We start from the raw sequence: 14,827 nt of genomic DNA on the forward strand, positions 1-14,827 counted from the left end.
CTCAGGACCCGGCGAACAGCGACTTCGCGGCCGCCCCCGCGGCCCCCACGAGGGGCGCCGGCAGCAGCACGAACAGGATCACCACGGCGCTGGAGAGGCCGAGCACGATGCGCAGGCCGGGCGCCATGGGATCGTAGGGTGCCAACGGCTCATCGAAGTACATCACCTTGACGAGGCGGAGATAATAGAAAGCGCCGACCACGCTGGTGACGACGCCGATGATGGCGAGCGCCACGAGGTTGGCCTCGATGGCCGCGGCGAAGACGTAGAACTTCGCAAAGAACCCGGCGAGCGGCGGAATCCCCGCGAGGGAGAACATCATCGCGGCGAGACAGAAGGCCAGAACCGGGTGGGTGCGCGACAGGCCGGACAGGTCGTCCACGGTCTCGAACATCTGACCGCCGCGGCGCAGGGACAGGATCACGGCGAAGGCGCCCAGCGTCATGGCGAGGTAGATGATCATGTAGATCACCACGCCGCTGATGCCCGCCTGCGAACTCGCCGCCAGGCCGACGAGGGCGTAGCCGACGTTGCCGATGGAGGAATACGCCATCAGCCGCTTGATGGAGCGCTGTCCGATGGCGGCGAACGAACCGAGCGCCATGGAGGCGATGGCGACGAACACGATGATCTGCTGCCAGACCGCCGTCACGTCCGGGAAGGCGCCGATGAAGATCCGCACGGTCATGGCCATGGCGGCCATCTTCGGGGCCGAGGCGAAGAACGCGGTGACGGGCGTCGGCGAGCCCTCGTAGACGTCCGGCGTCCACATGTGGAACGGCACGGCCGCGAGCTTGAACGCGACGCCGGCGGCCACGAACACGATGCCGAGCACGAGGCCGAAGCCGACGGTGGTGTCGTTCAGGGCCGCGACGATGCCGGGGAACGAAACCGTGCCGGTGAAGCCGTAGACCAGGGACGCGCCGTAGAGCAGCATGCCCGACGAGAGCGCGCCGAGGACGAAGTACTTCAGGCCGGCTTCGGTGGATTTCAGGTTGTCGCGGTGGAAGGCCGCGATGACGTAGGCCGCGAGCGACTGCAGTTCGAGGCCGAGATAGAGCGAGATCAGGTCGTTGGCCGACGCCATGACCATCATGCCGAGGGTGCAGAGCACGATGAGGATCGGAAACTCGAACCGATCGATGCGCTCGCGCTGGAAGTAGTCGCGCGACAGCAGGATCGAGGCGGCGGAGCCCAGCAGGATCAGGGCCTTCATCACCTTCGAGAAGCCGTCGACGATGAACGAGCCGTTGAGGGTCGTCACCTTGGTGCCCGGCTGGGACATGACCACGAACAGGGCCAGGACCAGCAGCAGCAGGGCGCCGACATTGACACCCTCGGCCGAGCGCTCGCCCCGGAACGACCCGTAGAGGACGAGGACGAGGACGCCGACGCCGAGGATCAATTCCGGCAGGGCGGGCCAGAGCGCGGGCAGGACGGATTGGGCGACGGTCATCGGATCGAAGCTTTCAGCGCGCGACGGGCGGGAGGGCGGCCGCCGTCTGCGTGTTCGAGAGCGCGGTCTTCATGCTCTGCATCAAGGCCTCCGTCGACGGGGCGAAGGTGTCGAGGATCGGGGCCGGATGGACCCCGTAATAGATCGTCAGGGCGACGAGCGGCGCGATGATGATCTTCTCGCGCAGATCGAGATCGAAAATCCCCTGGAGGTTGGGCTTCTCGAGCTTGCCGTAGATCACCCGGGCGTAGAGCCACAGGGCGTAGCCCGCCGACAGGATGATGCCGAACACCGAGAAGAACGCCACGGTGGGGTTGGCCTTGAAGGCGCCCATCATGGCGAGGAACTCTCCGACGAAGCCCGAGGTGCCGGGGAGGCCCACGTTGGCCATGGTGAACACCATCATGGCCGCGGCGTAGAGGGGCATGCGCTTCACGAGGCCGCCATAGGCGGCGATCTCGCGGGTGTGCATCCGGTCGTAGACCACGCCGACGCAGAGAAAGAGCGCGCCCGAGACGATGCCGTGGGAGATCATCAGGAACAGGGCGCCCTGGATACCCTGCTCGTTGAGGGTGAACAGCCCGAGGGTGACGAAGCCCATATGCGCCACGGACGAGTAGGCGATGAGCTTCTTGATGTCCGTCTGCATCATCGCGATCAGCGACGTGAAGATGATCGCGATCACCGACAGGGCGAACACCATCGGGGCGAAAGCGAGGGACGCGTCGGGAAACATCGGCAGGGAGATGCGGATGAACCCGTAGCCGCCCATCTTGAGCAGGATGCCCGCCAGGATCACCGATCCGGCGGTGGGCGCCTCCACGTGGGCGTCGGGCAGCCAGGTGTGGACCGGCCACATGGGCATCTTCACCGCGAAGGAGGCGAAGAAGGCGAGCCAGAGCCAGGTCTGCATCCCCGTGGGGAAGCGGGTGTGCAGCAGGGTCGGGATGTCGGTGGTGCCGGCGTGCCAGTACATCGCCATGATGGCGAGCAGCATCAGCACGGACCCGAGCAGGGTGTAGAGGAAGAACTTGAAGCTGGCGTAGATGCGCCGCTTACCGCCCCAGATGCCGATAATGAGGAACATCGGGATCAGGCCTGCCTCGAAGAACAGATAGAACAGCACCAGATCGAGGGCCTGGAACACGCCGATCATCGTCGTCTCGAGGACGAGGAAGGCGACGTAGTACTCCTTCACGCGCTTATCGATGGAGAGCCACGAGGCGCCGATGCAGAACGGCATCAGGAACGTGGTCAGCAGGATCAGCGGCATCGAGAAGCCATCGACGCCGAGCTTGAACCGGATCGACTCGGTCAGCCACGCATGGGTCTCGATGAGCTGGAAGCTCGACGTCGTGGCGTCGAACCGGCTCCAGGCCACCAGGGACAGGAGGAAGGTGAGGAGCGTGGTGGCGAGGGCCGCCCAGCGGGCGTTGCGCTTCGAGGCCTCCGTGTCGTCCCCAAGGGTGAGGATGAAAGCCGCGCCGCACAGGGGCACGATCAGGAGGCCGGAGAGGATTCCGAGGCCGAACATCTAGCGGGCGCTCCCGTGCTTCTTCGCGACCATCAATGTGCGACCTTGGGCAGGCCGGTGAGCATGTACCAGCTGATGAAGCCGGCGACACCGACGAGCATGACGAAGGCGTAGTGGTAGACGTAGCCGGTCTGGAGCCGGACGACGCCGCGGGTGACGTCCATCACGCGGGTGGCGATCCCGTCGGGACCCATGCCGTCGATGACCCGGCCGTCGCCTTCCTTCCAGAGGAACTTGCCGAAATCCTTGGCCGGTCGAACGAAGATCCGATCGTAGAGCTCGTCGAAGTACCACTTGTTGAGCAGGAACCGGTACAGGCTCGGCTGCTGGGCGGCGAGCTGGCCGGGCAGTTCGGGCCGGCGGATGTACATCCAGAACGCCAGGACGAAACCGATGAGCATCATGATGGCTGGCGAGTAGGCCACCAGGGCCGGCACCGAGTGGATGTCGTGCATGATGTGGTTGTCGGGACCGTGGCCGAGGGAATGCCCCCAGAACTTGTCCATGCCTTCGCCGATGAAGCGGTTCTTGAAGATCAGGCCGGCGAACAGCGCTCCGAAGGCAAGGATGCCGAGCGGGATCGTCATCACCAGCGGGCTCTCATGCGGCGTGTGCGCATGGTCGTGGTGCTCGATGGCGCTGTGCGAGGCGGGCTCCACGTCGTGGCCCTTGTCGTCGTGGGCGACACCCTCGTGGTGGCCCGGCACCCCGTCGGCCTGAGCGGATGTCCCCGCATGCGCCACCGCGTGATGATCGCCGTGATGCGCGGCTCCGTGTCCGGCCCAACGCGCCGGTCCCTCGAAGGTCATGAAGAACAGGCGCCAGGAATAGAACGAGGTCATCAGGGCGGCGATGACGGTGGCGAAGAACGCCAGGGTGTGACCCGGCCGGGTCGAGGCGTAGGCCGCCTCGATGATGGCATCCTTGGAATAGTACCCGGCGGTGAACGGGAAGCCGATGAGCGCCAGCGTCCCGATGGTCATCATCGCGGTGGTGAACGGGATGTAGCGGCGGAGATTCCCCATATTCCGCATGTCCTGCTCGTGGTGCATCGCGTGGATGACCGAGCCGGCGCCGAGGAACAGTAGCGCCTTGAAGAAGGCGTGGGTGAAGAGGTGGAACACGGCGGCCGAGTAGGCGCCGACGCCGAGCGCCACGAACATGTAGCCGAGCTGCGAGCAGGTCGAGTACGCGATCACCCGCTTGATGTCGTTCTGCACGAGGCCGACCGTGGCGGCGAAGAACGCCGTGATACCGCCGATCACCGTGACGACCACGAGGGCGTTCGGGGCCAGCTCGAAGATCGGCGACAGGCGCGCGACCATGAACACGCCGGCCGTCACCATGGTGGCGGCGTGGATGAGGGCGGAGACCGGCGTCGGCCCCTCCATGGCGTCGGGCAGCCAGGTGTGGAGCAGGAACTGCGCCGACTTGCCCATGGCCCCCATGAAAAGCAGCAGGCAGGCGAGCGTCCAGGCACTCCAGTCGTAGCCGAGGAAGTGGAAGGTCGCGTCCTTGATCTCGGGCGCGCGGGCGAAGATGCCCTCGAAGGCGACGGAGCCCGTGAGGACGAATACGAGGAAGATGCCGAGCGAGAAGCCGAAATCGCCGACGCGGTTGACGATGAAGGCCTTCATGGCGGCGGCGTTGGCCGAGGGCTTCTCGTACCAGAACCCGATCAGCAGGTAGGAGGCGAGGCCAACGCCTTCCCAGCCGAAGAACATCTGCACGAGGTTGTCGGCCGTCACCAGCATGAGCATGGCGAAGGTGAAGAGCGACAGGTAGGCGAAGAAGCGCGGCCGGTGCGGATCCTCGGCCATGTAGCCGATGGAGTAGAGGTGGACGAGGGTCGAGACCGAGGTGACCACCACCAGCATGACGGCCGTGAGGGTGTCGATCCGGAAGGCCCAGTCGACCACGAGGTCACCCGCGGTGAACCACGTCGCGACCTGAACCCGCGTGGCGTGTTCCGTCCCCGGGATCTCGAGAAACACACCCCAGGAGAGCAATGCCGAGAAAGCGAGAAGCCCGGTGGTGATGGCTTCGCACACTTTGGGGCCGAGCTGACGGCCGAACAGACCGGCCAGCAGGGCGCCGATGAGCGGGAAGAAGACGATCGCGTGATACATCGCTGGCTTGTCCGGCCTCCTGGGTCGTGGCTAGTCCCGCGCTACGCGCGGAGTCTCGCGAACGAGCCCTGTCTTCGTGTCACCGCCCGCGGCCCGCTTGAGCCCCGTTCGATCGGGTCTGGATCTGGTCGGCGTACTCAACCCTTCATCATGTTCACGTCCTCGACCGCGATGGAGCCGCGGTTGCGGAAGAACACGACGAGGATGGCGAGTCCGATGGCTGCCTCGGCCGCCGCCACGGTGAGCACGAACAGGGCGAAGACCTGGCCGGTGATGTCGTTCAGATGGGTCGAGAACGCCACGAGGTTGATGTTCACCGCGAGGAGGATGAGCTCCACGGACATCAGGATGACGATGACGTTCTTGCGGTTGATGAAGATCCCGAGCACCCCGAGGGTGAACAGGATCGCCGCGACGGTGAGGTAGTGGCTCAGGCCGATCATCGGATGGGTCTCCCGGAATCCGCCATCAGACTTCCACGCCCTGGCGCGAGGGCACCTTGCGGGTCTCCACCGCATCGGCCTGCGTGCGGGCGTTCTGCACGGAGATGTTCTGGCGCTTGACGCCGGGCCGGTCGCGCAGGGTGAGCACGATGGCACCGATCATCGCCGTCAGGAGGATCATGCCGGCGAGCTGGAAGTAGAAGACGTAATCGGTGTAGAGCACCCGACCGAGGGCCTGGGTGTTGGTGACGCCCTCGGTGCTGGCGAGCGGCCCCAGGGGCGCCTGCAGCAGATCGGGATCGATGCTCCAGGAGCCGACGACGAGGATCAGCTCGATCAGGAAGATCGCCCCGATGAGCGCGCCGATGGGCAGGTAGCGCTGAAAGCCCTGTCGCAGCTGGGCGAAGTCCACGTCGAGCATCATCACGACGAACAGGAACAGCACCGCGACGGCACCGACATAAACCACGACGAGGATCATCGCGAGGAACTCGGCGCCCATCATGACGAAGAGGCCGGCGGCGTTCACGAAGGCGAGGATGAGGTACAGCACCGAGGCGACGGGATTGCGCGAGGCGATCACCATGAAGCCCGAAGCGACGGTCACGCCGGCGAACAGGTAGAAGAAGGCTGCGGCTGCACTCATGCGATTGTGGAGATCAGCCGTCCCGAGGACAGCCCCTTCTGCCGTTGATTCGTCCATGGCCCGTGCAAGCCGCTCGCAGGGCCAGGACAGGCCGCCCGTCTATAGAACCCGGCCCTGCGGTGCACAACCGCGGAGCCGCCGGCTTTACCGGTAAGGCGCGTCCACGGCGAGGTTGCGCGCGATCTCGCGCTCCCAGCGGTCGCCGTTCAGGAGGAGCTTGTCCTTGTCGTAGAGCAGCTCCTCGCGGGTCTCCACGGAGAATTCGAGGTTCGGCCCCTCGACAATGGCATCCACCGGGCACGCCTCCTGACACATGCCGCAATAGATGCACTTCACCATGTCGATGTCGTAGCGCGTGGTGCGGCGGGTGCCGTCGTTGCGGCGCGGGCCGGCCTCGATGGTGATGGCCTGGGCCGGACAGATCGCCTCGCACAGCTTGCAGGCAATGCAGCGCTCCTCGCCGTTGGGATACCGGCGCAGGGCGTGCTCGCCCCGGAAGCGCGGCCCCCGGTGCCCCATCTCGAAGGGGTAGTTGATGGTGGCCTTCGGCTTGAAGAAGTAGCGCATGGCGAGGGCGAACCCCGTCACGAACTCCCTGAGCAGAAGGCCCTTGGCGACCTGATCGAGCTTCATGGCTCGGATCTCCCATTGGATGATGTCAGGCGCCCGGCGCGAGGCCGGTCAGCTTGAGCACGAAGGCGACGACGACGACCGAGACGAGCGAGAGGGGAAGGAACACCTTCCACCCGAGCCGCATGAGCTGATCGTAGCGGTAGCGGGGCACCATGGCCTTCACCATGGCGATCATGAAGAACAGGAAGCTGGCCTTCAGGGCGAACCAGATCAGGCCCGGCACCCAGGTGAAGGGCGCGAACGGGATCGGCGAGAGCCAACCGCCGAGGAACAGCACCGTGCCGAGCGCGCACATGGTCATGATCGCCACGTACTCGCCGAGCATGAACAGCAGGTACGGCGTCGAGGAATACTCGACCATGTAGCCGGCCACGAGCTCGGATTCGGCCTCCGGCAGATCGAAGGGCGGGCGGTTGGTCTCGGCCAAAGCCGAGATGAAGAACACGATGAACATCGGGAACAGCCACAGCCAGTACCAGCCGAGGATGCCGAGCGACGTGTCCTGCGCCATGACGATGCGCGAGAGGTTGAGCGAGCCGGCGCAGAGCAGCACGCAGATGATGACGAAGCCGAGAGACACCTCGTAGGAGATCATCTGCGCCGCCGAGCGCAGCGCACCCAGGAATGCGTATTTCGAGTTCGAGGCCCAGCCGCCCATGAGGACGCCGTAGACGCCGAGCGACGAGATGGCGAAGATGTAGGTGATGCCGACATTGAGGTCGGCCAGCGCCCAGCCCTCGGCCAAGGGAATCACCGCCCAGGCGGCGAGCGCCAGAGTCGCGAACACCAGCGGCGCCAGCAGGAACAGGCCCTTGTTGGCGCCGGCCGGAATGACCGGCTCCTTCAGGACGAACTTGAGTAGATCGGCGAAGGACTGGAACAGGCCCCATGGGCCGACCACGTTGGGGCCGCGCCGCAACTGCACCGCCGCCCAGATCTTGCGGTCGGCGAGCAGCGCGTAGGCGATGAAGACGAGGAGCAGCGCCAGGAGCACGAAGCTCTTGAAGGCCATGAGCAGAACGGCGCCGAGGATTTCCCAGAAGGTCATCGGAGAAAATCCTATTCGGCGGCTTCGAGGCCGCGCACGCGGGCGAGGCTCGAACATTCGGCGAGCACCCGCGAGGCGCGGGCGATCGCGTTGGTGAGGTAGAAGTCCGGTACCGCCGGCGCGAAAGCCGCGCGGTCGAGCGTACCGCCGAGGCCGGCCAGGGCGTCGACCGCCGCCACGGCGTCGCTCGGCGCCACCGTATCGAGGGCGGCGAGATGCGGATACGCCCCGTAGAGCGTCCGGCGCAGGGCACCCAGCGAATCGAACGGCAGGCGCTGGCCGAGCACGTCGGACAGTGCCCTCAGGATCGCCCAATCCTCGCGCGCGTCGCCGGGCGGGAAGCCGGCGCGGTTGGTCATCTGCACACGGCCTTCGAGGTTGACGTAGGTCGCGCTCTTCTCGGTGTAGGCCGCCCCCGGCAGAACCACATCGGCGCGGGTGGCGCCGCGGTCGCCGTGGGTGCCCTGGTAGACCACGAAGGCACCGGGGCCGACCTCGACCTCGTCGGCGCCGAGGTTGAACAGTACGTCGAGGGCACCGCCCTGAATCATTGCCGCGAGGTCGAGCCCGCCCTCCCCCGGCACGAAGCCGAGATCAAGGGCGCCGACGCGGGCGGCGGCCGTATGAAGCACGCCGAAGCCGTTCCAGTCCGGCGTCACGGCGCCGATGTCCTTGGCGAGCGCCGCAGCGGCGGCAAGGATCGCCGCGCCGTCCGGCCGCGACAGGGCGCCCATGCCGACGACGACCAGGGGCCGGTTCGCGGCCTTCAGCACCTCGGCGAAACTGTGCCGTCCGGAGGCGACCTCCGCCAGGGTCTCCGGCCCGGCGCCCAGATAGGTGTGCGGATAGGTCAGGTCCACCGCCTCGCCGATGAGGCCGACGGCGAGCGGCGCCATGCGCCAGCGCTTGCGGATGCGGACGTTGAGGAGCGAGGCCTCCAGGCGCGGATTGGTGCCGACCAGCAGGATGGCATCCGCCTCCTCGATACCCGGGATCGTGGTGCCGAGGGTGTAGGACGCCCGCCCCCAGGCCGGATCGAGCGTCTCGCCGGCCTGACGGCAGTCGAGATTGGCGACGCCGAGGGCGGTCATCAGGCTCTTGAGCGCGAAGATCTCCTCGACGCCCGCGAGATCGCCCACGATGGCGCCGATGCGCTTGGCGTCCGTACCCTTCACCCTAGCGGCAATGGCCGCGAAGGCCTCGCCCCAGGAAGCCGGACGCAGGCGGCCGTTCTCACGGACGTAGGGCCGGTCGAGACGCTGCATGCGCAGGCCGTCGACGGCATGGCGGGTCTTGTCCGAGATCCACTCTTCGTTGACCGCCTCGTTGATGCGCGGCTCGATCTGCATGACCTCGCGGCCCTTGGCGTCGACGCGGATGGCGCAGCCCACCGCGTCCATCACGTCGACGGACTCGGTCTTCGACAGCTCCCAGGGGCGAACTTCGTAGCTCTGCGGCTTGTGGACCAGCGCGCCCACCGGGCATAGGTCGGCGACGTTGCCCTGCAGCTCGGAGCCCATGGCGGATTCGAGGTAGCTCGTGATCTCCATGTCCTCGCCGCGCCCGATGGCGCCGAGATCCGGCACACCGGCGACTTCGGCGAGGAAGCGGACGCAGCGGGTGCAGTGGATGCAGCGGTTCATGGCCGTGCGGACCAGCGGACCGATGTACTTCTCTTCCACCGCGCGTTTGTTCTCGCCGTAGCGGGTCGAATCTACGCCGTAGGCCATCGCCTGATCCTGCAGGTCGCAATGGCCGCCCTGGTCACAGATCGGACAATCGAGGGGGTGGTTGATGAGGAGGAACTCCATCACCCCCTCGCGGGCCTTCTTGGTCGTGCCCGACCGCGTCAGCACCTCAGGCGGCTCGCCGTTGGGTCCGGGCCGGCAATCCTTCACCGCGTAGGCGCAGGAGGCCACGGGCTTCGGCGCACCCTTGAGCTCGACGAGACACATCCGGCAATTGCCCGCGATGGACAGCCGCTCGTGGAAGCAGAAGCGCGGAATCTGCGCACCCGCGACCTCGCACGCCTGGAGCAGCGTGTAATCGGCCGGGACGTCGACCTCGATGCCGTCGACACGTACCTTAGTCACTGCGACCCCCAACCCTCAAGCTGCCTGAAGTACCTTCGGAAGAAACTGAATATTGATTCCTCATGATGAACGCCCAGAACTCGAAATCGTGCTCTCAAGCTCTTGAAATGGTACAGCGTCAGGAACGCACTTGGTGCTATAAGATTTCAAAAACTGAAATTTTGAGGACAGAACATCACCATACTGACGTACATATGCATTTAGGACTACGTCTCGATCAATAACCAGCGGACTACTATTTTTGACCGAAAAACTTACGCAATATACGTCCGTATCCTTGCTTCCAAAAAAACCTTCATCCGCGAGCGGTCCAAATATCTTAGCATTCTCAATTTTATTCGATCCAATCAAACCGCTTGACGTGCGAAAATCTTCCGAGAGCCGTTTTGCAATAAATCTTCTGACTTCTCCCGTTGATGCCGACAGCCTACTAACGGCTGAGATCCCCTTTTGAGCGATAGGGTTCCCCGGCTTTTCGACACGCGTGACACTCGAAGAGCCACATGCGCCGAGAGAAATGATTAGGCCTGCAACTAAGAAATTTGCAGCGAATGAGTATCGCATACTAGTCATCAAAATTACTCCGCCGCCATGGGCACCGGATCCGAATGCGGATTGGCGCTGTAGCGGTCGATGCGCTTCTCGATCTCCGGCCGGAAATGCCGGATCAGACCCTGGATCGGCCAAGCGGCAGCATCGCCGAGCGCGCAGATGGTGTGTCCCTCGATCTGCTTCGTGACGTCGAGGAGCATGTCGATCTCGCGGCGCTGGGCCCGGCCCTCGGCCATGCGCAGCATCACGCGCCACATCCAGCCGGTGCCCTCGCGGCAGGGCGTGCACTGGCCGCAGGACTCGTGCTTGTAGAAATACGCGATGCGCGCGATAGCCGAAACGATGTCGGTGGACTTGTCGAGCACGATGACCGCCGCCGTGCCGAGGCCGGAGCCGAGGTTCTTCAGGGTGTCGAAGTCCATCTTGGCGTCGATGATCTGCTCGGCCGGTACCAGGGGCACCGAGGAGCCGCCGGGAATCGAGCACAGCAGGTTGTCCCAGCCGCCGCGCATGCCGCCGCAATGCTTATCGATGAGTTCGCGGAAGGTGATCCCGAGTTCTTCCTCGACGTTGCAGGGCTTGTTGACGTGGCCCGAGACGCAGAACAGCTTGGTGCCGGTGTTGTTCTTGCCGCCGAGTCCAGCGAACCACGCCCCGCCCCGACGCAGAATGGTGCCGGCCACCGCGATGGACTCGACGTTGTTCACCGTCGTCGGGCAGCCGTAGAGGCCCATATTGGCCGGGAACGGCGGCTTCAGGCGCGGCATGCCCTTCTTGCCTTCTAGGCTCTCGAGCAGCGCCGTCTCTTCGCCGCAGATGTAGGCGCCCGCACCGTGGTGGACGTAGATGTCGAACGGGTAGCCGTGGACGTTGTCCTTGCCGACGAGCCGTGCCGCGTAGGCCTCGTCGACGGCCTTCTGCAGGGCATGTTTCTCGGCGACGTATTCGCCACGGATGTAGATGTAGCAGGCATGCGCCGCCATCGCGAACGAGGCCAGCAGGCAACCCTCGATGAGAAGATGCGGATCGTGCCGCATGATCTCCCGGTCCTTGCAGGTGCCGGGCTCCGACTCGTCGGCGTTGACGACGAGGTAGTGCGGGCGCCCATCCGACTTCTTCGGCATGAACGACCACTTGAGGCCGGTGGGGAAGCCGGCGCCGCCGCGCCCGCGCAGGCCCGACTGCTTCATCTCCTCGATGATCCAGTCGCGGCCCATCTCGAGCAGGAACTTGGTGCCGTCCCAGGCGCCCCGCTTTTTGGCCTCGTCGAGACCCGGCGAATGCAGGCCGTAGAGGTTGGTGAAGATGCGATCCTGATCGGAGAGCATGCTAGTTCCCCTCGCTCTTCGGAGCCGGACGCTTGTCCCCGGATGTCTCGGCCGGAGCCGTCTTCGGCCCGTCCGTGCTCACGCCTTCGCTCGCCCCCGACGCCTCGGGCTGGGGTGGCGGCTCATCCCGCGGCAAGTCGGACTGCCTGCCGGCCTCGGCGCCGGCCGCCTCGGCTCGTGCCATGGACTCGGCCGGCGTCGGTGCCGGTTTACCCGGCCGGGCCGTGGATTCGGCGGGGTCGGCCGCCTCGGCCTCGTCGCCGGACTTCACCGGCTTCTCCCCGGACGCCGAGCGCTGGGCCGGCGCATCGGTGGACCGGCCCTCGACGGCGCGTCCGGCATCCGGACGGGCGGGCTTCGGATCGGCGGCGGCGCGCTGCTCGGAGGAAGCCGCCTCGGCCTTGCCCGAGGGCTCGCTGCTCTCCTCGGCCTTCTTGTCCTCGAAGCGCTGACGCCAGGCGCCGACCCGCGAGCCGTCGAACAGGGTCGCGTCCACGAGGGTATCGGCCCCACCCTTGGGCTCGGACGAGGTCCGTCCGACCTGCGAGCCGATCTTCACGGGGCGGCCAGCGGCAAGGTCGTCCATGAGCGCGCCTAGGAGGTCGGGCGTCAGGTCCTCGTAGTAATCCTGGTTGATCTGCGCCATCGGCGCGTTGCAGCAGGCTCCCAGGCACTCGACCTCGAGCCAGGAGAAGTTGCCGTCGGCGCTGACATGGCCCGGCGCGCCGAGGCGGGCCTGGAGGTAATCCTTCAACTCGCGCGCCCCACAGGAATCGCACGGCACGGTCCCGCAGAGCTGGATCCAGAACCGGCCCACCGGCTCCAGGGCGAACATCGTGTAGAAGGTCGCGACTTCGAGCACGCGGATATGCGGCATGCCGAGTTCATCGGCCACCGACTCGATGGCGGCGCGCGGCAACCAGCCGCCATTCTGCTCCTGCGCCTTCCACAGCAGCGGGATCACCGCCGAAGCCTGACGGCCCTCGGGGTACTTCTCGATTTGGCCCTTGGCCCATTCGGCGTTCTCCGACGAGAACGCGAAGCTTTGGGGCTGCTCGGCGGCGGGGGCGAGTCTGCGGTTAGCCATCAGTTCGAAACCTTGCGTCCCATCACCGGTCCACCTCGCCGAACACGATGTCGAGCGTGCCGAGCACGCAGGATACGTCGGCCAGCATGTGGCCGCGGCACATCCAGTCCATGGCCTGGAGATGGGCGAAGCCCGGAGCGCGGATCTTGCAGCGGTAGGGCTTGTTGGTGCCGTCGGCGACGAGATAGACGCCGAACTCGCCCTTGGGCGCTTCGACGGCCGCGTAGACTTCGCCGGCCGGGACGTGGAAGCCCTCGGTGTAGAGCTTGAAGTGGTGGATCAGCGCTTCCATCGAGCGCTTCATCTCGCGGCGGGGTGGCGGCGCGAACTTTCCGTCGGTCGCCGCGATGGGGCCCTGCCCGTCGGGCTCGCGCAGCTTCACGCAGCATTGCCGCATGATCTTCGCCGATTCGCGCATCTCCTCCATGCGGATGACCTGGCGATCGTAGGTGTCGCCGTTCTTCCCCACGGGGATGTCGAACTCCATCTCCTCGTAGCACTCGTAGGGCTGCGACTTGCGCAGGTCCCACGGGATGCCCGAGCCGCGCACCATCACGCCCGAGAAGCCCCAGGCCATGGCCTCGTCCACGGTGACGATGCCGATGTCGACGTTGCGCTGCTTGAAGATGCGGTTGCCCATGACGAGGTTGTCGAGGTCGTCGACCACCTGAAGGAACGGATCGATGAACGCTTCGATGTCGTCGATGAGGGCGGGCGGCAGGTCCTGGTGGACGCCGCCGGCCCGGAAGTAGTTGGCGTGGAGGCGAGCGCCCGACGCGCGCTCGTAGAAGATCATCAGCTTCTCGCGCTCCTCGAACCCCCAGAGCGGCGGCGTGAGGGCGCCGACGTCCATCGCCTGCGTGGTGACGTTGAGGAGGTGAGAGAGGATGCGGCCGATCTCGCAGAACAGCACCCGGATGAGTTGCGCCCGGCGCGGCACCTCAAGCCCGAGCAGCTTCTCGATGCCGAGGCAGAAGGCGTGCTCCTGGTTCATGGGCGAGACGTAGTCGAGCCGGTCGAAATACGGCGTCGCCTGCAGGTAGGTCTTGTGCTCGATGAGCTTCTCGGTGCCGCGATGCAGCAGGCCGATATGCGGATCGACACGCTCCACGATCTCGCCGTCGAGTTCGAGCACGAGGCGCAGCACGCCGTGCGCCGCCGGGTGCTGCGGCCCGAAATTGATCGCGAAATTGCGGATGTTGTGCTCGGTCATGGCCTCGCTCCGCCGCTCAAGCCGATTTCTTCTCGTCGCCCGGGAGCACGTACTCGGTGCCCTCCCACGGCGAGAGGAAGTCGAAGTTCCGGAATTCCTGCGTCAGCTTCACCGGCTCGTAGACCACGCGGGCCTCGTCCTGGTCGTAGCGGACCTCGACGAAGCCCGTGAGCGGGAAGTCCTTGCGCAGGGGGTGCCCCTCGAACCCATAATCGGTCAGCAGCCGGCGTAGATCCGGGTGGCCCGAGAACAGGATGCCGTAGAGGTCGTAGGTCTCCCGCTCGAACCAATTGGCCGCCGGGAACACGTCGATGACGGATGGGACCGAGGTCTGCTCGTCGGTCTGCACCTTGACTCGGATGCGGGCGTTATGGCGCAGGGACAGCAGGTGGTAGACCACGTCGAACCGCTTGGCGCGGCTCGGATAATCCGCGCCGCAGATGTCGATGAAGCAACGGAAGGCGCAGGCGGGATCGTCGCGCAGGTAGGTCAGCGCGTAGACGATGTCGCTCGCCTGCACCTCGAGGGTCAGTTCGCCGAACGCGATGGTCCGGGCGACCACGGCCGGGCCGAGGGCGGCGCCGACATGGTCGCTGAGCGCCTGAAGCGCATCCGCGCCCGAAGCGGCGGCGGTGTGCGCGCGGATGGTGATGCCGTTGCTCATC

12 protein-coding genes are annotated in these 14,827 nt (G+C 65.8%); all 12 read right to left on the minus strand.

Features of this window, described 5'->3' with window-relative positions; genetic code table 11:
* Position 1 precedes the first annotated feature (1 nt).
* The 12 genes from nuoN to ASF27_RS02050 all read right to left on the minus strand — a co-directional run bounded on the left by nuoN (position 2) and on the right by ASF27_RS02050 (position 14,826).
* Positions 2–1,456, minus strand: a complete 1,455-nt coding sequence (nuoN, locus tag ASF27_RS01995; protein WP_056302958.1) for an NADH-quinone oxidoreductase subunit NuoN — start codon at positions 1,454–1,456, stop codon at positions 2–4.
* Between the two features lie 13 nt (positions 1,457–1,469).
* On the minus strand, positions 1,470–2,990 hold the full coding sequence (locus ASF27_RS02000; protein WP_056357373.1) for an NADH-quinone oxidoreductase subunit M: 1,521 nt from the start codon (positions 2,988–2,990) through the stop codon (positions 1,470–1,472).
* A 32-nt stretch (positions 2,991–3,022) separates the two neighbouring features.
* On the minus strand, positions 3,023–5,119 hold the full coding sequence (nuoL, locus tag ASF27_RS02005; RefSeq protein ID WP_056357376.1) for an NADH-quinone oxidoreductase subunit L: 2,097 nt from the start codon (positions 5,117–5,119) through the stop codon (positions 3,023–3,025).
* Between the two features lie 137 nt (positions 5,120–5,256).
* Positions 5,257–5,562, minus strand: coding sequence for an NADH-quinone oxidoreductase subunit NuoK (gene nuoK, locus ASF27_RS02010; RefSeq protein WP_056089088.1), 306 nt, complete (start codon positions 5,560–5,562; stop codon positions 5,257–5,259).
* Between the two features lie 25 nt (positions 5,563–5,587).
* On the minus strand, positions 5,588–6,208 hold the full coding sequence (locus ASF27_RS02015; RefSeq protein WP_056166570.1) for an NADH-quinone oxidoreductase subunit J: 621 nt from the start codon (positions 6,206–6,208) through the stop codon (positions 5,588–5,590).
* A gap of 144 nt (positions 6,209–6,352) precedes the next feature.
* Positions 6,353–6,841, minus strand: a complete 489-nt coding sequence (gene nuoI / locus ASF27_RS02020) for an NADH-quinone oxidoreductase subunit NuoI (protein WP_056166568.1) — start codon at positions 6,839–6,841, stop codon at positions 6,353–6,355.
* A gap of 25 nt (positions 6,842–6,866) precedes the next feature.
* A complete protein-coding gene (nuoH, locus tag ASF27_RS02025) occupies positions 6,867–7,889 on the minus strand; it encodes an NADH-quinone oxidoreductase subunit NuoH (RefSeq protein ID WP_056263526.1) in 1,023 nt (340 codons plus the stop codon).
* Positions 7,890–7,900: 11 nt separating this feature from the next.
* Complete coding sequence (gene nuoG / locus ASF27_RS02030; protein WP_056357379.1) at positions 7,901–9,982, minus strand: NADH-quinone oxidoreductase subunit NuoG; 2,082 nt, start codon at positions 9,980–9,982, stop codon at positions 7,901–7,903.
* Between the two features lie 578 nt (positions 9,983–10,560).
* Positions 10,561–11,862, minus strand: coding sequence for an NADH-quinone oxidoreductase subunit NuoF (gene nuoF, locus ASF27_RS02035; protein WP_056357382.1), 1,302 nt, complete (start codon positions 11,860–11,862; stop codon positions 10,561–10,563).
* 1 nt (position 11,863) lies between these two features.
* Positions 11,864–12,949 carry an NADH-quinone oxidoreductase subunit NuoE gene (nuoE, locus tag ASF27_RS02040; protein WP_056357386.1) on the minus strand — a complete coding sequence of 362 codons (1,086 nt, stop codon included), beginning with the start codon at positions 12,947–12,949 and terminating at the stop codon, positions 11,864–11,866.
* Between the two features lie 22 nt (positions 12,950–12,971).
* Positions 12,972–14,162, minus strand: a complete 1,191-nt coding sequence (locus ASF27_RS02045; RefSeq protein ID WP_056357390.1) for an NADH-quinone oxidoreductase subunit D — start codon at positions 14,160–14,162, stop codon at positions 12,972–12,974.
* A 16-nt stretch (positions 14,163–14,178) separates the two neighbouring features.
* Entirely contained in the window at positions 14,179–14,826 is a 648-nt protein-coding gene (locus ASF27_RS02050; RefSeq protein WP_056166550.1) for an NADH-quinone oxidoreductase subunit C, read from the minus strand.
* Between the last annotated feature and the right edge of the window lies 1 nt (position 14,827).

The organism is Methylobacterium sp. Leaf102 (assembly GCF_001422425.1).
In the GTDB taxonomy this organism is placed as follows: Bacteria; Pseudomonadota; Alphaproteobacteria; order Rhizobiales; family Beijerinckiaceae; genus Methylobacterium.

Coding starts and splice junctions, on each gene's coding strand:
- nuoN (WP_056302958.1), bottom strand. CDS start 1,456: ATGACCGTCGCCCAATCCGTCCTGCCCGCGCTCTGGCCCGCCCTGCCG.
- ASF27_RS02000 (WP_056357373.1), bottom strand. CDS start 2,990: ATGTTCGGCCTCGGAATCCTCTCCGGCCTCCTGATCGTGCCCCTGTGC.
- nuoL (WP_056357376.1), bottom strand. CDS start 5,119: ATGTATCACGCGATCGTCTTCTTCCCGCTCATCGGCGCCCTGCTGGCC.
- nuoK (WP_056089088.1), bottom strand. CDS start 5,562: ATGATCGGCCTGAGCCACTACCTCACCGTCGCGGCGATCCTGTTCACC.
- ASF27_RS02015 (WP_056166570.1), bottom strand. CDS start 6,208: ATGAGTGCAGCCGCAGCCTTCTTCTACCTGTTCGCCGGCGTGACCGTC.
- nuoI (WP_056166568.1), bottom strand. CDS start 6,841: ATGAAGCTCGATCAGGTCGCCAAGGGCCTTCTGCTCAGGGAGTTCGTG.
- nuoH (WP_056263526.1), bottom strand. CDS start 7,889: ATGACCTTCTGGGAAATCCTCGGCGCCGTTCTGCTCATGGCCTTCAAG.
- nuoF (WP_056357382.1), bottom strand. CDS start 11,862: ATGCTCTCCGATCAGGATCGCATCTTCACCAACCTCTACGGCCTGCAT.
- nuoE (WP_056357386.1), bottom strand. CDS start 12,949: ATGGCTAACCGCAGACTCGCCCCCGCCGCCGAGCAGCCCCAAAGCTTC.
- ASF27_RS02045 (WP_056357390.1), bottom strand. CDS start 14,162: ATGACCGAGCACAACATCCGCAATTTCGCGATCAATTTCGGGCCGCAG.
- ASF27_RS02050 (WP_056166550.1), bottom strand. CDS start 14,826: ATGAGCAACGGCATCACCATCCGCGCGCACACCGCCGCCGCTTCGGGC.